The organism is Maribellus maritimus (assembly GCF_022267315.1).
In the GTDB taxonomy this organism is placed as follows: domain Bacteria; phylum Bacteroidota; class Bacteroidia; order Bacteroidales; family Prolixibacteraceae; genus Draconibacterium; species Draconibacterium maritimum.
Window position 1 is genome coordinate 68,757 of record NZ_JAIKLE010000028.1, and the last position, 20,712, is coordinate 89,468.

Annotated in this window: 15 protein-coding genes; 5 read left to right on the forward strand and 10 right to left on the reverse strand. The window is 38.5% G+C overall.

The window, feature by feature from the left end:
• Positions 1-167 precede the first annotated feature (167 nt).
• Together K5G00_RS21070 and K5G00_RS21075 are read left to right on the forward strand one after the other, a co-directional pair.
• On the forward strand, positions 168-2,195 hold the full coding sequence (locus tag K5G00_RS21070; RefSeq protein WP_238768219.1) for a thioredoxin domain-containing protein: 2,028 nt from the start codon (positions 168-170) through the stop codon (positions 2,193-2,195).
• Positions 2,192-3,238 (forward strand): NAD(P)/FAD-dependent oxidoreductase, encoded by a 1,047-nt coding sequence (locus K5G00_RS21075; RefSeq protein ID WP_238768220.1) that lies wholly within the window; start codon positions 2,192-2,194, stop codon positions 3,236-3,238. The genes K5G00_RS21070 and K5G00_RS21075 overlap by 4 nt, the downstream gene beginning before the upstream one ends.
• 17 nt (positions 3,239-3,255) lie before the next feature.
• Here the strand turns inward: K5G00_RS21075 and K5G00_RS21080 are convergent, their stop codons facing one another.
• Both K5G00_RS21080 and K5G00_RS21085 read right to left on the reverse strand, forming a co-directional pair.
• The gene (locus K5G00_RS21080) at positions 3,256-5,016 is read right to left on the reverse strand and encodes an SAM-dependent chlorinase/fluorinase (RefSeq protein WP_238768221.1); all 1,761 of its coding nucleotides are present in this window, start codon (positions 5,014-5,016) and stop codon (positions 3,256-3,258) included.
• Between the two features lie 519 nt (positions 5,017-5,535).
• The gene (locus K5G00_RS21085; RefSeq protein WP_238768222.1) at positions 5,536-7,599 is read right to left on the reverse strand and encodes a prolyl oligopeptidase family serine peptidase; all 2,064 of its coding nucleotides are present in this window, start codon (positions 7,597-7,599) and stop codon (positions 5,536-5,538) included.
• Positions 7,600-7,986: 387 nt separating this feature from the next.
• Here K5G00_RS21085 and K5G00_RS21090 point away from each other — a divergent pair, with 387 nt between their 5' ends.
• Together K5G00_RS21090 and K5G00_RS21095 are read left to right on the forward strand one after the other, a co-directional pair.
• A complete protein-coding gene (locus K5G00_RS21090; RefSeq protein WP_238768223.1) occupies positions 7,987-9,066 on the forward strand; it encodes a CNNM domain-containing protein in 1,080 nt (359 codons plus the stop codon).
• A 122-nt stretch (positions 9,067-9,188) separates the two neighbouring features.
• Positions 9,189-10,070, forward strand: a complete 882-nt coding sequence (locus tag K5G00_RS21095; protein ID WP_238768225.1) for a DUF3078 domain-containing protein — start codon at positions 9,189-9,191, stop codon at positions 10,068-10,070.
• 24 nt (positions 10,071-10,094) lie between these two features.
• On the opposite strand, the gene K5G00_RS21100 is transcribed toward K5G00_RS21095, so the two are convergent.
• From K5G00_RS21100 to K5G00_RS21135, 8 genes are all read right to left on the reverse strand, one after another.
• Positions 10,095-10,820 carry a 3-keto-disaccharide hydrolase gene (locus K5G00_RS21100; protein WP_238768227.1) on the reverse strand — a complete coding sequence of 242 codons (726 nt, stop codon included), beginning with the start codon at positions 10,818-10,820 and terminating at the stop codon, positions 10,095-10,097.
• A gap of 99 nt (positions 10,821-10,919) precedes the next feature.
• The gene (locus tag K5G00_RS21105; protein WP_238768228.1) at positions 10,920-11,417 is read right to left on the reverse strand and encodes a hypothetical protein; all 498 of its coding nucleotides are present in this window, start codon (positions 11,415-11,417) and stop codon (positions 10,920-10,922) included.
• A 51-nt stretch (positions 11,418-11,468) separates the two neighbouring features.
• Complete coding sequence (locus K5G00_RS21110; RefSeq protein ID WP_238768229.1) at positions 11,469-12,134, reverse strand: C40 family peptidase; 666 nt, start codon at positions 12,132-12,134, stop codon at positions 11,469-11,471.
• Positions 12,135-12,328: 194 nt separating this feature from the next.
• On the reverse strand, positions 12,329-13,282 hold the full coding sequence (locus K5G00_RS21115) for a C-terminal binding protein (protein ID WP_238768230.1): 954 nt from the start codon (positions 13,280-13,282) through the stop codon (positions 12,329-12,331).
• Positions 13,283-13,293: 11 nt separating this feature from the next.
• On the reverse strand, positions 13,294-14,121 hold the full coding sequence (locus K5G00_RS21120; protein ID WP_238768232.1) for an SDR family oxidoreductase: 828 nt from the start codon (positions 14,119-14,121) through the stop codon (positions 13,294-13,296).
• A gap of 6 nt (positions 14,122-14,127) precedes the next feature.
• Positions 14,128-15,432, reverse strand: a complete 1,305-nt coding sequence (locus tag K5G00_RS21125; RefSeq protein WP_238768234.1) for an alpha-L-fucosidase — start codon at positions 15,430-15,432, stop codon at positions 14,128-14,130.
• Positions 15,433-15,438: 6 nt separating this feature from the next.
• A complete protein-coding gene (locus tag K5G00_RS21130) occupies positions 15,439-17,061 on the reverse strand; it encodes a GH39 family glycosyl hydrolase (RefSeq protein WP_238768235.1) in 1,623 nt (540 codons plus the stop codon).
• 6 nt (positions 17,062-17,067) lie between these two features.
• Complete coding sequence (locus K5G00_RS21135; protein WP_238768237.1) at positions 17,068-17,760, reverse strand: SGNH/GDSL hydrolase family protein; 693 nt, start codon at positions 17,758-17,760, stop codon at positions 17,068-17,070.
• A 124-nt stretch (positions 17,761-17,884) separates the two neighbouring features.
• On the opposite strand from K5G00_RS21135, the gene K5G00_RS21140 reads away from it, so the two are divergent.
• Complete coding sequence (locus K5G00_RS21140; protein WP_238768238.1) at positions 17,885-20,497, forward strand: glycosyl hydrolase; 2,613 nt, start codon at positions 17,885-17,887, stop codon at positions 20,495-20,497.
• The last annotated feature ends 215 nt before the right edge of the window (positions 20,498-20,712 follow it).

Consider the following 20,712-nt stretch of genomic DNA (forward strand, 5'->3'; position numbering starts at 1 on the left):
TATAAAATACAAACCCTTAGGCTCATCCGAAAACTTGTCAATTACCTTTACCAAATTTTTAAAGAATTGGCACTAGGAAAAATATAACGATCTGTTTTCTTTCCCCTGTTTCTTCCAAAACATTGATTGATTCGTAGCGTTTCATAAATGGTAAAACAAAATAGTTTATGGAGAAAAAATATACAAATGCTCTTATTCATTCCAGTTCGCCTTATCTGTTACAACACGCGCACAATCCGGTGAATTGGCAGCCCTGGAACGATAAAATTACAGAACAGGCACAAAAAGAAGATAAGCTCATTCTTGTCAGTATTGGATATGCCGCATGTCACTGGTGTCATGTGATGGAACACGAGAGTTTTGAAGATGGAGGTGTAGCGGAGGTGATGAATGATAATTTTATTTGTGTGAAGGTTGATCGTGAAGAGCGCCCCGATGTAGATCATTATTACATGACAGCGGTACAGCTGATGCGACGGCAGGGAGGCTGGCCTCTAAATATAATAGCACTTCCGGATGGGCGCCCGGTATGGGGAGGGACTTATTTTCCGCGCGAAACATGGATGAATGATATTTCTGCAGTTGCCGGTTTTTATCGAAAAAACAGGGAAAAAATGATAGAATATGCAGAAAATCTTCAAAAGGGAATAGAACAGGTTTCGGTTATAGAAGAAAAAGAAAATATTTTGCCGAAAAATTTTAAAATGATTGAAAGTGTGGTAGGCGAGTGGAGCAAAAGATTTGATTTGGAACATGGCGGACGAATAGGTGCTCCCAAATTCCCGATGCCTGTAAACCTTGAATTTTTGCTGTATTTTGGATATGTAAAAAGTGATAAGCCAGTTCTGGATTATCTAAAACTTACCCTGGAAAAAATGGCGCGCGGTGGAATTTACGACCAGGCAGGTGGTGGTTTTGCACGTTACTCGGTTGACGAGTCTTGGAAGGTGCCGCACTTTGAAAAAATGTTGTACGACAACGGACAACTGTTAAGTATTTATTCAAAAGCTTATCAGTTATTTAAAAACGATGAGTTTAAATTAGTGGTAAAAGAAACAGTTGATTTTATTGAACGTGAACTGACAGATAAGTCGGGGGCTTTTTACTCATCTCTTGATGCCGACAGCGAAGGAGAGGAAGGGAAATTTTATGTATGGAATGCAAAGGAACTGGGAAAAATTATTGGCGATGATTTCAAGTTGTTTTCAAAATATTTTAATGTAAACACCAAAGGTTTCTGGGAACAGGGAAACAACATTTTATTACGCGATGGTTCTGATCCTGAATTTGTTTTAAAAAATGGCATGTCGGAAAGCGAACTTCAACAAAAAAAGAAAGTTTGGAAAGATAAACTGATGAATGCCCGCCGGAAGAGAGCTCGACCGGGGCTTGATGATAAAACCTTAAGCTCGTGGAACGCTCTGGTAACCCAAGGACTGCTGGATGCTTACAAAGCTTTTTCTGAAAGACGTTATTTGGAACTGGCCCTTAAAAATGCAACGTTTTTACAAAATAATATTTTGACACAGGACGGGAAATTATTTCATGTCTGGAAAAAAGGACAAAAGTCGGTTGCTGGATTTCTGGAAGATTATGCTTTATTGATTCAGGCTTTTCTTACGGTATTTGAGGTAACCAGCGACGAAAAGTGGTTGGAATTAAGCCAAACGTTGGTTGAAACCACATTTCAGCATTTTTTTGATGAAAAGAACGGAATGTTTTTCTTTTCAGAAAAAGACGCAGACTCGACTATTACAAATCATTTTCAAAGGGAAGATAATGTTATTCCTGCGGCTAATTCGGTTGTGGCAAATAATCTGTTTAAGTTGTATTTATTTCTTGGTAAACCGGAATATCTGAATATTGTTAAAAAGATGGTTCAAACTGTTGTTTCCAATTTTCGTAACTACCCGATGGCGTATGCTAACTGGGGAACTTTAATGCTTAGAATTTATGAGCCTCATTTTGAAGTTGTAGTTTGCGGACCAAATTCTGAGGCTTTGTTGAAAGAGATTCAAAAAGATTTCAATCCAAATCTGATTGGTTTATTTTCAGCCAAAGAGAGTGAGGTAGCGATTTTTAGTAAGCGGTTTAAAAATGGGGAAGACCTGATTTATGTTTGTAAGGCCGGAGTTTGTGATTTGCCTGTGAAATCTGTTACAGAGGCTAAAAAGTTACTGGAAACACACAAATGAAAAAGGTTGAGCTTTTAGTTGTAGGACAAGGCTTAGCCGGTACGATGCTTGCCTTTGAGATGTTAAAAAAAGGTTTAAGTTTTCATATTATTTCTTCGTCTGAAAAGAGTAAAGCCTCACTGGTTGCAGCGGGAATGGTAAATCCGTTGGTTTTTAAGCGCCTTACAAAAAGTTGGCTGGCGGATAAACTGGTTCCGGTAATGAAAGAAAGTTATCAAAACCTTGAGAATGTGCTGGGAGAGTGTCTCTTTTTTGAAAAAGATATTCTAAAACCTTTGTCGGCGCAGGAAAAACAACTTTGGCAGGAAAGAAAATCTTTGCCTGAGTTTTCAAGCTTTATTAGGGAAATAACGGATGTGGCGCCAGTGGAAAATATTTCTGATGCTGCTGGTTTTGGAATTGTTACTCATGCGGGTTATTTAAATTTGGTGAAATTTTTAAAATTGTCAGAACACTATTTTCGGTCAGAAAGCCTGTTGACGGAAATGGACTTTTTGTTTCAAAAGTTTGAGCCCCAATGTTCAAATTTTGAGGTTGGAGGAGTTGTGGCTGAAAAGATTGTATTCTGCGAGGGGGCATATCTTAGGCAAAATCCATTCTTTGATTTTGTAAAGCTAAAACCTGTAAAAGGAGAAGTGCTGCAAATTTTTGCTCCGGAACTTTCAGAAAAATATATTTTAAATAAAGGAGTATTTGTATTGCCGGTTGGTCATCATCGTTTTAAAGTTGGTTCAACATATGAGTGGCAGGATTTGACTGAAAAGCCAACCCAAAAGGGCAAAAAATCGATTGCAGAACGACTGGATAATTTAATCAGAGTTGATTACACTGTTGAAAATCACTGGGCTGGCATTCGTCCCGCAATTGCTGACAGACGGCCGGTTTTAGGTGAACATCCCAATTATAGTAAATTATTTATTTTTAACGGCCTTGGAACCAAAGGAGTGATGCTGGCACCATTCTTTGCAAAAGAAATGGTTCGGTACCTTTGTTCCGAAAATTACCAGCTATCAGAGGAAGTTCGGGTAACCAGGTTTGTGTGATTTTAATTTATTTGAAACTAGTTGTTGGTTGAATAGGTATATTTTGCCTCGCTTAAAATCTCCGATGGAATAGTAAATCCAATATCAGCAGCGGTTTTTGTGTTTAAAGCGATCACGTCAGTGCTAAAATATTTTATCTCTTCTTCGTCCGGATCTGCCCCCAGCAGCACATTCGCTATTCGTTCTCCTGTGCTTGATGCAAGTTTTTCATAATCAATAGAAATTGAAGCGAGTGCTCCATCTTCACAATGCTGGAAAGAGTCTCCTATTACCGGAATTTTGTCTTTGATTGCCAGACTGGTTAGTTCAGTCATACCATCGCTTACTGTGTTGTCGGCAGCCACCAAAATAGCATCAATATTACTGTTATTGGCTAGCGACCAGTATCCTTCGTAGACAGCATTTATTGATGGAATTCCAACTGAAGTAAAATTTAGATTATAGAACCGCATTAACGAAACTAACTGACTTTGTGCAAACGCAGAATTCGATTCATAAGGATTGTATAATCTTCCTGCATTTTTTAAATTGGGCATAATTCTTTTAACAAAAGAAAGATAATCGTTAAAGTTGGTGGCATCAGATAATCCGGTCAGATTTCCTCTTGTATTTAAAATTCCTGATGATTTGGGGTCGGTCACATAGGTGAAAACTAAAGGGATTTTTTCGGGAACATTATTCACTGCGGCTTGTGAAGCAGGTGTGGAAACGGAAAGAAAGACATCAACATCTGCATCAAGTATTTCCTGAACTAAATCAAACAAACGAGATGCATCATTGTCAGCATCTCTTTCAATAAACTGTATAAAATTGGTCTCTGACAAACCCAGCTCAGACAGTTTTTCTTTCATACCCTCAGTGATACTGGTTGCTACAGATGATTTATTGAAATAAAGGATTCCAATCCTGGCTGAAGACTTGGTTATTTTTATTTTGTCTCCTGCATTTATGGCATAGCGAAGACTTAAATCTCCAACATTTACAGCAAGTCTCAATTTAAGAGAGGCATCAATAAACCCAACATTTTGGCTGTTCCCGACAGAAGAATAGGTGGTTCCAAGTTTTGCAAAAAAAGTTTTTTCTCCGTTTATTTCAATTTTTAATAAATCATCGAGATCGAATTCAGACATTAAATCATTTGAAACATTGGAATGACAATTTCCAAAATTATCAATATATAATATTTGCCCTGTAATTGTCGTTCTGTTTTTATTGGGTTGAGAAATTTCAATCGTTTCCGGCGAATTTAAAATTTCGCCAAAATTGGATAAATGCTTATCTTCTAATAAAGCCACCGTTGCAGAAGAATAGAAATTTTCAATAGACATATTTTGATAGTTCCCGCCTTCCAAAACATCGCTGTTGGTAACGGAATAAAATTCTGACAGCTCACCGTTAAGCATTAATCTTGAAGCAACACCATTGTCTGGTATCAGGTATCGCCGGCCACTGTTATCTTTACAAACCATTCGTCCACTCCCTGCACCGGGTTCAACAATTACAACAAAGTAAGTATTGTCGGGATAACTTTTTGCAGCAACTTCAAGATGGTAGGTTGCTTCATACAAATCAAAGGATTTTGTTTTTATGTAGTCGATGTAGGCATTTTTGTAAATCTTGCGAATTGAACCCATCACATTGATAATAATATCACTGCTTTCAACATTGTCTGATATCAATACTACCGAAGGTGAGTCAACAAGCTCATTTTTTGTCAGATCTTCGCTACATGACAAAGTAAACAGAAGGGGCAGGGTAAGCAATAATATTTTTTTCATTTGTTTTTGGTTTTTCTGATTTAATGGTTGCTCGCCGGCAATTCTTTTTTTGCCCTAAAGCGATTTGGTTTTAAATAAAGGTCTGTACGGTAAGTAAAATTAGTTGTATTCTGAATAAGAAAGTATAGGTATAACGCTGATTTTTAAGTAACAGATTCTGAATAATTAAATTATCTGGTTGTACTGAACCTAAAAAGCGGGAAGATAGTGGCAACAAACAGAGTTGTTATTTTGGTCATTAAAGTCGGCAATATCGGCAGGCTTTAATTCTTGTTCGTCTTCAATAAAGGATAAGCCTACATTAAAAGAGCAATCCCGGCGTCCATTCCGGGATTGCTAACTAACTTTTCTTATTATTAAAATCCGTTTTTGTAATAAAAAAGATAGGGTTTGTAATGATTCAAAGATAGGGTGTCTTTTTATTCCTGCAATAAATGCGAACCTGAATCGAATGGTAAAAAAAACTGATTTTAAAGTTCAAAAAAACCTATGCGGTATGATATAATAATTTTTGATGTTTTAATTCATTAGCTTCATTTGGAGATAAGTGAAAATAAGCGCGTACATCCTTGCTCGTTGTTCATTGGTTGAAGCGGCTGCATGTCCACCCTCTATATTTTCAAAATAATAAATTTTATAGCCCATGTCGCTCATTTTTGCTACCATTTTACGTGCGTGTCCCGGATGAACACGGTCGTCGCGGGTTGAGGTAGTAAAAAATACTTCCGGGTAATTCATCCCTTTTTTTACATTTTGATAGGGAGAGTACTTGCTGATATACTCCCATTCTTCCGGAATATCAGGGTTTCCGTATTCCGCCATCCAACTAGCCCCGGCTAGTAGTTTGTTGTATCTTTTCATATCAAGTAAAGGAACGGCACAAACAACCGCTTGATACAGATCCGGTCGTTGGGTAAAGGCAACGCCAACTAAAAGTCCGCCGTTGCTTCCGCCAAAAATACCAAGCTTTTTGGGAGATGTAATTTTTCTGGAAACCAGATCTCCAGCAACAGCATGAAAATCGTCATACACCCGCTGGCGATTAGCTTTTAATCCCGCCTGATGCCACTTGGGGCCAAATTCTCCGCCGCCACGAATATTTGCCAAAACATATACCCCTCCTTTTTCAAGCCATGCAGTGCCGGTAGTTGCTGAATAACTCGGTAGCTCAGGCACTTCAAAACCTCCATATGCGTATAAAAGAGTTGGATTATTTCCGTCTGGTTTCATATTCTTTGGGCCAACAACAAAATATGGAATTTTTGTTCCGTCTTTTGATGTTGTTTCAAATTGCTGGACTTTATATTTTTTAGTAGGGAAGAACGTAGGAAGCGATTTTACTTTGTTGTATTCTCCTGCTGCTGCGTCTCCGTAATATAAAGTTGCCGGTTCAAGAAAGTTTTCAAAATAAAAGAAAAAGTTATCACTGTTTTCGTCGGAGGCAGCCAAAGAAATATTTCCGGGTTCAGGAACATTTATTTTTTGTTTACGCCACGAACCGTCCCATTTATATGCATACAATTCACCTTTTACATTGTTAAGCATATTTACCAGTAACATATTTTTTGTTGAAGAAAGACCTGCCACGCTGGAACGCTCACCGGGTTCAACCAAAAGATAGAAGTCCGGTTTTCCGCGAAGTAAATCGTTGTATTTAGCGGTAATTACCGAGCCTTGTTTATAAAACTGATCATTTACTTCCCAGTCCGATTTCAAGCGTAGAATAACCATATCATTTACGATTCCCGCTAACTCAATATCGTCGGGTAGTTCAAGTTCAACCAGCTTTCCTTTTTCAAGAACATAGTACTGTGCCGTGTAAAAGGTCATGTATCTCATAATAAGTTGGTAGGTTTTATCCTGTGTTGGAATTGTATATCCCCAAACCCCCATATTATCTTTTTCACCTTCAAAAACCAGTTTTGCATCTTTTAACTCCGTTCCACGTTTCCATATTTTCACCTGACGCGGATATCCTGACGTTGTGACTCCGTCACCAAAATCAGTCGAAACCATCAGTGTGTTTTTATCAATCCAGCTTGCGTTTCCTTTTGCCTCGGGAATATAAAAACCGTTTTCGACAAAAGATTTGGTTTGGACATCAAATTCTTTTATAACAACGGCATCTCCACCACCTTTTGAGAGACTTATAAGGAATTTATCATAGTCAGAATAAAGCCCCGAAGCACCTTTAAATACCCATTTTATGTTGTCTTTCCCGGAAAGATCGTCGATGTCAAGAATTGTTTCCCACCCGGGAGCTTTACTTAAATAGCTCTCGATAGTGGTCCTTCTCCAGATACCTCTTTTATGTTCCTTATCCTGCCAGAAATTGTAAATGAAATTACCAAAGATTGTTGGCTCGGGAATACGGTCTGTTGAATTGTATATTTCAAGGTTTTTATTATAAATCCCTTCATAATCATGATGTTCTGTTAAAACATCCAGCGTTTTTTTATTCCATTCTTCCACCCAGTTGAGTGCCTTTTCATTTTCAACGTCTTCGAGCCACAGGTAGGAATCGTTTTGTGCAAAACTTAGTTGTGTCATAATAACAAATAAAATTAAGCTGTACTTTTTCATTATCACAGAGTTTAAATAAAATGTAACATTTGGTATTATATATAGTTGAATGAAAAGTTATTTTGTTACAATGAACAAAAGATTTTATTATTTAGCCTGAATTTGCAATTAGTATATGGGATGGAAATCCATAAGTCTAAAGCATTTTTTATACACAGGGTTTTTGTGTGAAATTATTTATTGCTTGATTGCCAGAAAAGTATATGTTTACAGGATAAAATATGGATAATTATTTATTACGTTATTTTTGTATGGGAACATTATTCCGTATATTCAACATATTTGTGGCTTAAAAATAGAATTTGCTGAAATGTGGATATTTTTTTGTTTTTTTGAAAAAAATGGTAATGTGAAGATTCTTGACGGGTTGAATTTGAAAAAAATTATATGGCAACATTGATCTTCTTTTTTGCCGTTTCCATAGTTGTTTCATTTTTATGTTCAATTTGGGAGGCAGTTTTATTAAGCGTAACACCTTCGTACGTTAGCCGCATGGAAAATGAGAAACCGGCGGTTGGGAAATTATTAAATCAATTTAAGGTTGACATTGATAAACCACTGTCTGCTATTCTTACTTTAAATACCATAGCGCATACCGTGGGGGCTATTGGAGTAGGGGTGCAGGCAGGAAAAGTATTTGGTACGCATCATCTCGACTTATATTTTTTTGAAATTACTTATGAATCACTTATTGCGGGAGCAATGACACTGGCAATCCTGGTGCTTTCAGAGATTATCCCAAAAACATTGGGCGCAAGTTACTGGAAGTTAATCACTCCTTTTACGGTTCGCTCTTTAAGAGTTTTACTGTTTATTTTGGCACCGTTTGTTTGGATGAGTAAATGGATAACACGCCTTGTGAAAACAGAAAAAGGGCGCAGCGTTTTTAGCCGGGCTGATTTTGCTGCTATGGCTGATGCCGGTTTAAAAAGTGGCGCGTTGGATAAGGATGAAAAGTCAATTATTCAGAATTTATTACGGCTGGAGAATCTGAAAGTGAAGGATATAATGACTCCGCGTTCAGTAGTATTGATTTTGGATGAGGAGATGACGCTTACTGAAATATACACCGAAATTCGGCCATTGCAATTTTCACGCATCCCTGTGTACAAAGATCAACCGGACAATATTACAGGGCTCATTCTAAAAGACAAAATCCTTGAGAATCTTGCTGAGGATCAACATTCGAAGAAAGCCTCTGAGATTAAACGGGATATTTTGTTTGTGGAAGATGAATTTTCAGTGTCCAAACTTATGGATACGCTCATATTACGACGTCAGCACCTGGCGATGGTAGCCGATAAATATGGAACTGTAGTTGGTTTAGTTACCATGGAAGATTTATTTGAAACACTGCTCGGGATGGAGATCGTTGATGAATCGGACAAAGTTGAAGATCTCCAGAAGTATGCCCGGGAAAATTGGGAAAAACGAGCAGAAAAGAATCGCTTCGAAGACAATAATTAGATTTCTTTTTGCCGGTTTATGTAAACCGAAAATCTCTTTGTTTGTTGGTATTTACGATTTAATGAATAATTCAGGACTTTAAATTGTAACACTAAAAAGTAATCTCTAAAATCATAAAACCAATGAAAAAGTTTTTGATACTCCTTGTTTTACTACCAGCTGCATTATTTGCTCAAAATGATAAAGATACGACGAGGTTATGGAAAACCGGAGGTGTTTTCACCTTTAATTTCTCACAGGTTTCTTTAACCAATTGGGTTGCCGGGGGAAAGAGTTCGGCTTCGGGTATTTTTATGGTAAATACATTTGCCAATTACAAAAAAGATAAATTGAGTTGGGATAATTCTATTGATTTAAGTTATGGGTTTTTGAAAGAAAAAGATAATGAAGTTGTAAAGTCCGATGATAAAATTGATTTCTCGTCAAAGTTAGGTTTTGCAGCTTCCAAACGATGGAACTACTCGGGATTGCTAAATTTTAAATCCCAGTTTGCTCCTGGTTATAATTACCCCAATACTGATGACGCTATTTCCCGGTTTATGGCGCCCGGATACCTTAATCTTGCTTTGGGTATGGATTATAAAACAGAGAATATGTCGGTTTTGTTATCACCGGTAACCGGAAAATTTACTTTTGTTACCGATGATGTACTTGCCAACGCAGGCGCTTTTGGAGTTGATCCCGGAAAAAAGTCACGCAGCGAACTCGGTGCCTTTGTAAAATTTGAAGGAAAAACACCGTTGGTAAAAAATGTGGATTTACAAACCAAACTTGATATGTTTTCAAATTACCTGAATAATCCGCAAAATATTGATGTAGACTGGAAGGTGATGGTGAACATGAAAATCAATGAATATCTTTCAGCCAATTTGGTTTCGCATATCATTTATGACGATGATGTTGATATTTCAGTTGATAACGACGGAGATGGAACAATTGATGAAACCGGGCCACGTATCCAGTTTATGGAAATGTTCGGACTTGGGTTATCCTATAAATTTTAGAATTTTAAAATCTTCAATTTCCCGTCAGAGCTCTTTTATAAAAATATCTTTGTATTTCATAAAAAGCTCGTCGCCGGTGTGCAGTTGCAGGCAAATGTGGCCTTTTTTTCCTACTTCCCGATTTTTATGAAATTCGTCGTTGAGAATTTCTGCTGAATCAAAATCAGTAATTAATACTTCGTTGAGCCAGGCTTTTATTGAATTTCCGCTGGCAACGATTCGCAAATCATTCCAGGTTTCTTTTTGGTCCGAATATTTCATCGGAACCTCTTTCTTTCTCATTTCTTTATTCACCCACTCACCTTTTGGAATATCCGGATATATCCACCGATGTACGCCACGGGTTTCGTCCCACATAAATCCTGTTCGCCATGGCAACGGAGGGTGAATATCAATTTGTGGGCCATCCAGCCAGAAATTTTTTTCATCGTATCTGCTGCGTATTTGAATACCACTGTTTCCCGAACTCGATTGAAAAGCTGCAAATTTCAGTTTTAGTTCAAAATTGTCATATTCTTTTTTCGTCATCAGCCATACATAGTCGTGATTTTTATTTCCGATTGAATTGACAACAATTACGTTGTTCTCTACTTTCCAGAAATTTTGTTTTATATCTTCCGGTTTTGCTTTAACCTCCCAAAGATTAAGGCTATTTCCGTTAAAAAGCGGAACAAATCCAGCTGAAGGTTGTGCCATTGTTTGGATGGCAAATAAAAGTACTATTTCAATTGTAAGTGCTGTTTTTTTCATTTCGGCGGTAAGGTTATTCAAGGATAAAAATAATAAAAAAACTCCCGCAAAATGCGAGAGTTACGATTTAATGGAATAGCTTCGATTTCAATAAAAAAACTATTCAACCATTTTTTCAATATCTTCTTCTGAGTCGGGAACAACAAGGTCGTCCGATTCATTTCTTACTTTTTCAAAATCGAGTGCTTTTCGTGCAGATTTTACAACAATTCCAATCACAAATTTCAAAACAAAATGTTCCGCAGGTTCCGGCAAATAAGGAATGTCAATTTTGTCATTGGCCAACCGGGTCAACCTTCTTACCAATCTTTTTGCTTCACCGTCGTCAATTCCTTTATCGGCACTTCGAATCAGATCATAAAATTCATTTGGCAAGTGGTCGTATAAAAATGTATCAATCTTTAAAATGATTTTGATAAAGATTTTTTCTTCACCGGTTTCATTAATTAAAGGAACATTAATTTTTTTATTTAACCGTTGAGCGAGATCTTTAATCTCTTCTTCAGTCATTTTATTCCTTTTTATAGGTTCGGCATAAAAGTCGTTTAATAACGCTTTAAATTCGTCTGTTGTTAATGTAGCTAGTGCTGTCGGCATGATAAAGCTTTTTAGGTTAATAAATTGATTTAATTAGTTATATATATGGTTTCAGGCCTGGAACAACGATTCGAGTAAATCTCTGGTTTCGGCATTGTAAACTCCATCGATAGTAAGATTGGGTTTACGGGTTTGTAACTCTTTTATCCCCGATTCCGTTTTTGAGCCAAAAGCACCGTCTGAAGTCCCCACATCTATCTTTAACAATTTTAATGCATCCTGAAGCGCTACAACTGCGACTCCCCGGCTTCCTTTTGTTAGAGTCGGGGCAGGAATATCCAGTCCTTTTACCGGAGCAAGACGTTGATAAGAGAGCACTGTGTTAAGCCGGTAAGCGGATACCGAAACCCTGTTTCCCTGGTTTCCCCCAAGACAGTACACTCTTTTTTTGTCGGCCGAAATTCCAAGAAAAATACCTACATGGCCTTTCCACGATTGCGGACTTTCGCGCCAAAAGACAACGATATCGCCCGGTTCAGGAGCAGTTACTTTTTCGCCGATATTTAACCACGAACGTGCATTGGCTTTTCCCGAGTATTGTAACCCGGCTTTCCAGGCAACCCAATTTACAAAGGTGCTGCACCACGGAATTTCATCGTTAGTGATTCCTTTAATTCCGACCTCTTTTGCGTATTTTAATACTTCAGGATTATCCTGATCTCCGACAATCTCCTCGGTTCCTAACTCATTAAAAGCAATTTTTAAAAGAGCTTCCATAATACGATTCTCATTATATTTTTATTGAACTTATACTCCCTGTTTTTCAACTTCTATACGTATAAGATTGACGACTGAAATTTTAAAATACCGGAAGAATAAATTTTAGATTTAACGGATTTCGAGATACAATTTACGGAAATAAAAGGTGAAAGTCAATAAAATAATACGTTTTTGTCTTTATTGATAATGGGTTAGTTCAGGCAATCTTCAATTTTGTTTTTTAACAGCAGATTAAGAAGATTTTGAGCGGCTCTTTTTTGCAGTTCTGCTGCTGCGCTGTCGGAATACCAGGCATAATGTCCGGTACAGATTGTACGCGAATGATCAACCAGTTCGTGCTGTGCCTCGCTGACAGGTTCATTTTCAAAAACATCAAGTCCGGCGCTGTGAATTTTTCTATCTTTTAATGCTTTCAGTAAAGCAGCCTCATCAACGGTTTCACCACGGGAGGTATTAATGATAACCGGTTTTCTTTTCATTAGTTGGAAAGCATTATCGTCTAAAATGTGGGAGGTTTCCGGCGTTAAGTTACAATGGAGACTGATTATATCAGATTTTTTAAAAAGTTCATTGAGTTTTACCTTGTGTACAAAATGTTTCTGAAAGTATTCAGTTGATTTGTAGGGATCGGCTCCAATTATATTTTTGAACAGAGGCAATGCTTTTTTACTTAGTTCTGTTCCTATTCTGCCCAGTCCTATGATTCCAAGTGTTTTATTATGAAGTTCAAAAATGTCTTCTACCGGTGGTGCCGCAAATTGCTGAGTGAGTTGCTTGTGTGTATTCCAAAGGGCGCGGGTGCAAGAAAACATCAGAGCCAGCGCATGTTCCGAAACCGAATGACTGGCATAACCCTGAACATTGGCGACTTTTACTTTATGTTTTGAACAGGCCTCAATATCAATGTTGTCGTATCCCACACCATAACGAACCACAGCTTTCAGGTTTTTCAATTCTGAAAGAAATTCTTCGTCGATAATTGTGTGCCGCACCAAAATCCCGTCGGCGTTTTTGGCAAACCTTATTTTTTCTGCTCTCTCACCTTTATAGGACGGATGAATCTTTAATTCAAATCCATGCCTTTCAAAAAGTTCTTTTTCAGAAGCATATGATTTATAACCAGAGTCGAGGATGACAATATTCATTTAAATTGCTTTTAAATTCCATTATAGGCAGAGAATCCTCCGTCCACGGGAACAGTAATTCCTGTAATAAACGATGATTTTTCAGAAAGTAACCAAAAAACGGTAGAAACAAGATCGACGGGATCTCCAAGTTTCCCTTGTGGTGTATGTGACACAATTCGCTGTCCACGTGGTGTTAAATTACCGCTTTTGTCATCAAAAAGCAGAAAGCGGTTTTGTTCGGTTAAAATAAACCCGGGGGCAATCGCGTTTACCCGGATATTCGATTTTGAAAGATGTACTGCCAGCCACTGTGTAAAATTAGTGATGGCAGCTTTTCCGGCGCTGTATGCCGGCGACTTGCTTAAAGGTTGTATCGCTCCCATCGAGCTGATATTGATAATGTTTCCACTTTTTTGTTTTGCCATGCTTTCTCCCAAAATTTTTATAGGATAAACACTTCCCGGAAAATTCAGGTCGGTGGTGTAGCGAAAATCGTTGAGATCGAGCCCAAAAAAAGAATCTTCCAAAGGTGTTTCTGCGAATAAAAATTCTGATTTGGAAGAAGCGCCCGGAGCGGCTCCTCCTGCAACGTTGATTAAGGCATCGATTGTAATTTTCTTTTTATCCAGGTGTTGGGCAACCTCTTGTAAGGAATGTACATCGAGCACATTGCATACCATTTGCAAATGCTCTGTCCCAAATGAAGCGAGTTGCTCAAACGATTTGTTGAGTTTTTCTTTGTTTCTGCCCAGTGCAATTATCCGGGCTCCTTTTTTTGCAAGAGCCTCCGAAATGGCAAAGCCAATTACACCGCTGGCACCGGTAACTATTATTGTTCTGTTTTTTACTGAAAACATAAGTAATTAACTTATTTCAACCGATTTTAAATTTTGCGAATCCTTATTCAAAGTAATTTTTATAACCCTAACCGGTTCATTTGATTTTTTTGCCGGCAACTGAATTTTTAGATTGCCGCCGGTTTTTGTAAACCTGAGTTTTTTCCCATTTAAAAACTTGCATGATTTTATCTCAGCAGGAAAAGGAAACGGCAATGCGACTTCGTTTTTGTTATATTTCAACAAATGAATATAGATGTTATTTCCTTTTCTGGTTGAAGCCATCCATTCGTTTGGTTTGTATGGGCCGCCTGTTGTTCCGTAAACCGATTCACCGTATTTTTCAAGCCAGTTACCAATTTCCTTTAAGCGCTTAGCCTGCCGTGATTCAATTTGGCCGTCAGGAGTTGGACCAACATTCAAAAGTAAATTTCCGCCACCACCCACAGTTTTTAAAAGTGTAAACAAACACTCCTCCAGGCTTTTCATTTTATCGTCTGGTTTCCAGGCCCACTGTTGGCAGATGGTAATACAAGATTCCCACGGATTTTCTATGTCATACGTACCAACTCGTTGTTCAGGTGTGGCAAAATCACCAGCAAAATCATCGGAAATGGTAATCCCTTCCATTCCTTTTCTGCCCTTGTCGACCCTGTTGTTGATGAGTACATTTTTATCAAACCCTTTCAGATAGCTGTATAAATCAAGCCCCATTTCATGTGTCCACGGTTCTTCCCATTCGCCGTCGAACCAGAGAATATTTGTATGATATTTTTCAATCAGTTCTTTGGTTTGGCCTTTGATGTATGGAATAAATTTTTCCATGTCTCCCGTTTCCTTTTGGGTTTTTCCTCCCGGGCTGCCCAGAGGATAATTGGGGTGTCGCCAATCACAAATGGAATAGTAAGTGCCAAACACAATTCCATACTTATCACAGGCATCTTTCAAGGCCTTTAAGATGTCTCTTTTGTGTGGTGTTGCTTCAATGTCATAATCCGAGTATTCAGAGGGCCATAAACTAAATCCATCATGATGCCGTGTGGTAATTACAAAATATTTCATGCCGGCTTCCTTCAGGGTTTTTATCCATTTATCAGCACTAAAATTTATCGGGTTGAATTCTTTGTAAAGCTTATCATATTCTTCAACGGAAACCTCCCGTCCGCGTGACCATCCAATTTCTGTTCCTTTTAAACTGACCGGGCCCCAGTGTACAAACATTCCAAATTTTAACTCCTGAAAATCTTTTACCGATGCCAGTTTTTTTTCAGCGTGTTGTGCGAACAACGGAAGCATAATAAACAAAAAGAGAAATGTGCAGACCGGTTTCATCACTTTTTATTTTGTTTTGTTTATTTCAATCAGTTTCATAGAGTGGCTTTTTAAGGGTAATTCCAGCAAAACAACCCCATTTTTATCCGTTGTAAATTTGTTTTTGTTTGTCGGATTGAGCTCTCCAGCATTTTTTATTGCTGAAAGGTTATCTCCAGCATTCTTTTTCGGGCTTCCTGCCTTCATCCACGCCGAATAAGTATTATTATTTTCTTTGTCGAGGGCTGTTTCTATTATGTTGTACCTTGTATTGGGTTCAAGTCCGTTTAGTGTAATATGCATTTCATCATTTACTCCTGGCGGATTTTCATCTTCTTCGTAATTATAGGCAATAAATGAAATGGTTTCCTTTCCTTTGCCAGTGGCAATAATTCCAAACTGATTGTCTTTTTTTGAGCGAATAACTTCAATACGATTGCTCTTTAATTTGGCCAGCATTTCAAAACCGGTTTGGATGGGTTTGGGAATATCTTCGCCTGTGGTAAGTTCACGTTGTCCGAGGAAATAGCTTTCAGCATCTGCTTCGCCACAAAATCCCCAATACAACAACAGCGAAGTTGGAAAATTATAGTTGTCTTCAATTTGATACAGCGAGTTAACCAGTTTTACTAAAAACAGTGCCGACTCTTCATTATTACGGTATCTTAAATCCGGGTAATCGGCCACTGTCCGGTAATAATTTGACGACATTCCCCACTCGTTCAGGTGGAATTCCACATTATTTAACTCCGGGTATTTTGAAATCATGCGCTGTAACCACAAAACCGATTGAGAAAAACGTTGCACCTGCGGTTGGATATGTGGCTCATTATTTAACCAGGATCCCGATAGTCCGTAGATATGGTAGGATATAAAGTCGATTTTTGTGCCTTTTTCCCCCGATACAAAATTGGTTCCGCGGGTAACATGTTCCAAAAAAGGGCGCAGGAAAAACTCATGATAACACGCCGGCCCTCCAACCTTCAGTTCCGGGTCGACAGAAGTAACGGCATCAACAAATATATCGTACATCTTAAAGAAAACGTCCATCTGGTCAACCGGCCATCCATCGGGTTCATTCCAAACTTCAAAATACCAGGTACGAACTTCCTCTGTGCCAAAAACATTGATGAAATTTTGCGTGGCAGCTTTCATTAAGTCCGACCATTTTTGCCAGTCTCGCGGACCTGTATTTCGCATGGTCATGCCTTCATCATTTCCCGAAGAAATATTTTTTTCATCAATTTCCAGTTCTTTTGGAATATAATCGTACTCTACAATTGGTTTTAACCCTCTTTCTACATACGCTGCAAAGACCTTGTTTACGTTGGAAAAATCATACAAAGACTTCCCGTTTCTATCTTCGGAGTACACATTTTGACCGCGAATGACTCCATGTGCTAAATCCTGGGTGAAAGTATGGTGAGAACGCATATAAACATGCGAATTCTTGTTTTCCATACGGTTAAGCAAAATCTGGCCTGATGGCTGCAATGCATGATAAAACAGATGGTCAGAGCCTGCTGCTTTCCAAAAATCAGTGTTTTTCCCAACTATTTTCTGTGTATTGATTGTAAAATAATTTGGCTGGCCGGAAATAAACGACAGTGTAAATAAAAGATTGGCGATAACCAAAGAGAGTTTTTTCATATTTTATTATTTTAAATTTTCCAAAATTTTATCGGCCACTTGATTTGCCAGTGCTTCATAACCTTCCGGAGTAAAATGAACATTGTTCGGAAGCTGCAATTTTTCCATTTTAGGAAGTACAAAGGCATATAAATCATCAATGGGAATGTTACTCTTTTTCATAATTGTTTTAGCCACCTCGTTGTATTTTTCGGGCATTCCCGGTTTTCGAAGTGGCCCGTTTGTTTTATCAGGATAAGGTGTTGTCGTCGCAAATATAAGTTTTGCGTCTGTAGCTTTTAGTTTTTTTACGATCTCTTTTAGGTTTTTCCGGTATTGTTTTATATCTGCCTGGTGAGGATGGGCTGGATTACTGCTGTTTTTGCGGGTAACAGGGTCAACATGTTTGATATCGTGCAAACCAAAATTGAAATGGATGATGTCCCATTTTGTGTTGCCAAGCCAGCGTTCAATATTTTCTACACCCTTAGTTGTTCCTTCGCAGTTTTCTGCTTTTCCGTCTTCAAATACCGGGCGAAAAACAGAGGCCGTATCCTTTAATCTTTCTTTAACAAAAGGAGTATATCCGATGGAAATGGAATCTCCAAGGATTAATACTTTGGGCAGTTGATTGTTCCTTAATATTCCGGGAATTCGTCTTATCGTTACAACAGGAAGTACAGACAATGTAAGCTTCAGAAAATTTCTTCTTGATTTCATTTTAGAGTTCATTAGATTTGCAGTATAAGTATTTTGCGAATCTAATAAATCAGTTTTTACAATGATAATTATTTGAGGCAAATCTGTTATTTTGGTATTCTGAATCTGCTAAATCGACAATAAAATGAAAATAAGTAAATCACTCCCTGTTTTTTTCTCCGTTATATTTTTTATGGCTTGTTCAACTGAAGAGGTAAAATGGCCGGAACTTACCAATGAAGCCAAACCCTGGACCCGCTGGTGGTGGATGGGAAACGCAGTAGATGAACAAAACCTGACCCGCGAGTTAGATGAAATGAACAGCGTTGGAATTGGAGGTGTGGAAATTACCCCGATTTATGGAGTGAAAGGAGAGGAGGACAGGTTTATTGAATATTTATCGCCGGAATTTACCAATGCCTTGAATTCGACGATCGAAGAAGCCAATCGTTTGGGAATGGGCGTTGATCTTCCTCCCGGAAGTGGCTGGCGTTGCGGCGGCCCATTTGTTCCCGAAGAAAAAGGATTGTGGGCTTTGCGTGTACATAAGAAGGAAGTTAAAAACGATGAAAAGGTGACAATCCCTTCAGATGTTGTTATTGCTTCAGCTTCGTTTGTGGATGAGGATAAAAATGTTAAGGTTTTTAATCCTGCTGCTGATTTTACAACACCGGCAAACGGGACAGTTTATTTTGCTATCAGAATAAAAAATGGTGATAAAGTAAAGCGTCCTTCTGATGGCGGAGAAGGCTGGGCAATCGATACTTTCAATGAAGAAATTACTGATTGGTATCTTGACGAGTTCTGGAAAAGGTTGGGTATTGATGAAGCAACAATTCGTTGTTTTTTTCACGATTCGTTTGAATATACCGGCGATTTTACCACCCATTTTACCGAAGAATTTAAAAAACGGCGTGGGTACGATTTGGCTGAATATTTATATGTTTTGGCCGGTGATTGCAACGATGCGGAAACGGTGGCGCGGATAAAATCGGATTACCGCGAAACGCTGGCCGATTTGGTTTTGGAGTCTTTTATTCAACCCATGACAGAATGGGCGCATGAACATAACAGTCTGAACCGTAATCAGGCACACGGTTCCCCCGGTAATATTTTAGATCTGTACGCTGCCTGCGACATTCCCGAAACCGAAATTTTCAGGGAAGTAGAACCCGGAACAGTGGATGTTTTTGTAAATAAATATGCTTCGTCGGCTGCACACGTTACCGGACAAAAACTGGTTTCATCGGAAAGTTTTACCTGGCTTGAAGAGCACTGGACAGTAACCACTTCCGACATGGTGCGGGCTACCAACCGGTTTTTTATGGCCGGAATTAACCACATGTTTTTTCACGGAACCTGCTATTCGCCTGACGATGCTAAATGGCCTGGCTGGCTGTTTTATGCATCAACACAGGTGAACAACCGGAATCCGTTGTGGCGCGAACTCCCCGCTTTGTTTTCATACATTGGCCGGAGCCAGTCGGTTTTGCAAAGTGTACAACCTGTAAACGATCTTTTAATTTACTGGCCATACTACGATGTGGCTGCAGAGGAAGGACGTTTGTTTAATCATTTGGGGGTTAATAAAGATGCAGGATGGTTTAAAAATCATCCCATTTCGCCGCTTTCTGAAAATTTGATGAATGCAGGTTATACATTTGATTATGTTTCTGACAAACAATTGCTGAATTGTGAATTGGCTGGAAGTGAAATAAAAACCACGGGAGGCGCAAATTACAAAGCTATTATAGTTCCAAAAACAAAATATATTCCTTTGGAAACCATGCAAAAACTGGTTGATTTTGTGGCTGCCGGAGGAACTGTAATTTTTGAAAAGACACTGCCTGAAAGTGTGCCTGGAATGTTTAATCTGGCAGAAAGGGAAGACGAGTTAAATCAACTAAAATCTGAAATCCTGGCCGGCGAAAACATTGGCAACCCTTTGGAATTGTTAAAAACAAAAGGTATTCAGGCAGAATCTTCCCTGGCTGAAAATGGATTGCATTTCCTGAAAATGAAAAAAAACAATGAAGACTGGTACATGGTTTTTAATTGCGGTTTGAAACCTGCGGATACCTGGGTTGATTTGAATGCCGATGCAAAAACCTATGTTTTTTTGAACCCGATGAATGGTAAAATTTCAACAGCAGCAACAAAGAACGGAGCAGTTCATATTCAGCTAGATCCGGAAGAGTCGGTTTTTATTAAATGTTCATCAGGGCAAGTGGATGCACCTGCGTTTGTGTACAAGATTCCCGAAAATAAACCGCAAGAAATAAATGGGCTTTGGAAAATCGAATTTGTTGAAGGCGGGCCGGTTTATCCCGGAAACATCAGTACCGATAAATTACAGTCATGGACAAAACTAGGCGACCAGGAAACCCGCCGTTTTGCCGGAACCGCGAAATATGAAATTGAATTCGACCTTGAAAGAACGAGTAGTTCAGGTGTGTTGGATTTGGGAGAGGTTAAAGATTGTGTCCGCATAAAACTAAATGGTAAAGATTACGGAACATTACTGGGGCCTTCATTTTATGTGAAAGTCGATAATTTGCAATCAGGAAAAAACCAACTGGAAGTAGAAGTAACCAATGTGGCAGCCAACCGGATTCGCGATTTGGATATCCATGGTGTTGAATGGCGCCATTTTTACGACATCAATTTGGTGAATATCGATTACATGCCTTTTGACGCTTCCATTTGGGAAATTAAAGACGCCGGATTGCTGGGGCCGGTAACTTTGGCTGATTTGTAGATTTAGTTTTTTATGGACATTTTAGACCTTCAAGGTTTTTAAAACCTTGAAGGTCTAACTATAACCAACCTTTGGAAAAGATAAAATCCCGATTTATGTTGCCAAACACCTTATTTACAAGGTTACCTTTCCGGGTTTAACGGATTGTACTAACAGAAACAAACCTGAAAATAACTAACAAATAAAACCAAAGAATCATGAACCCGCCACTCAAA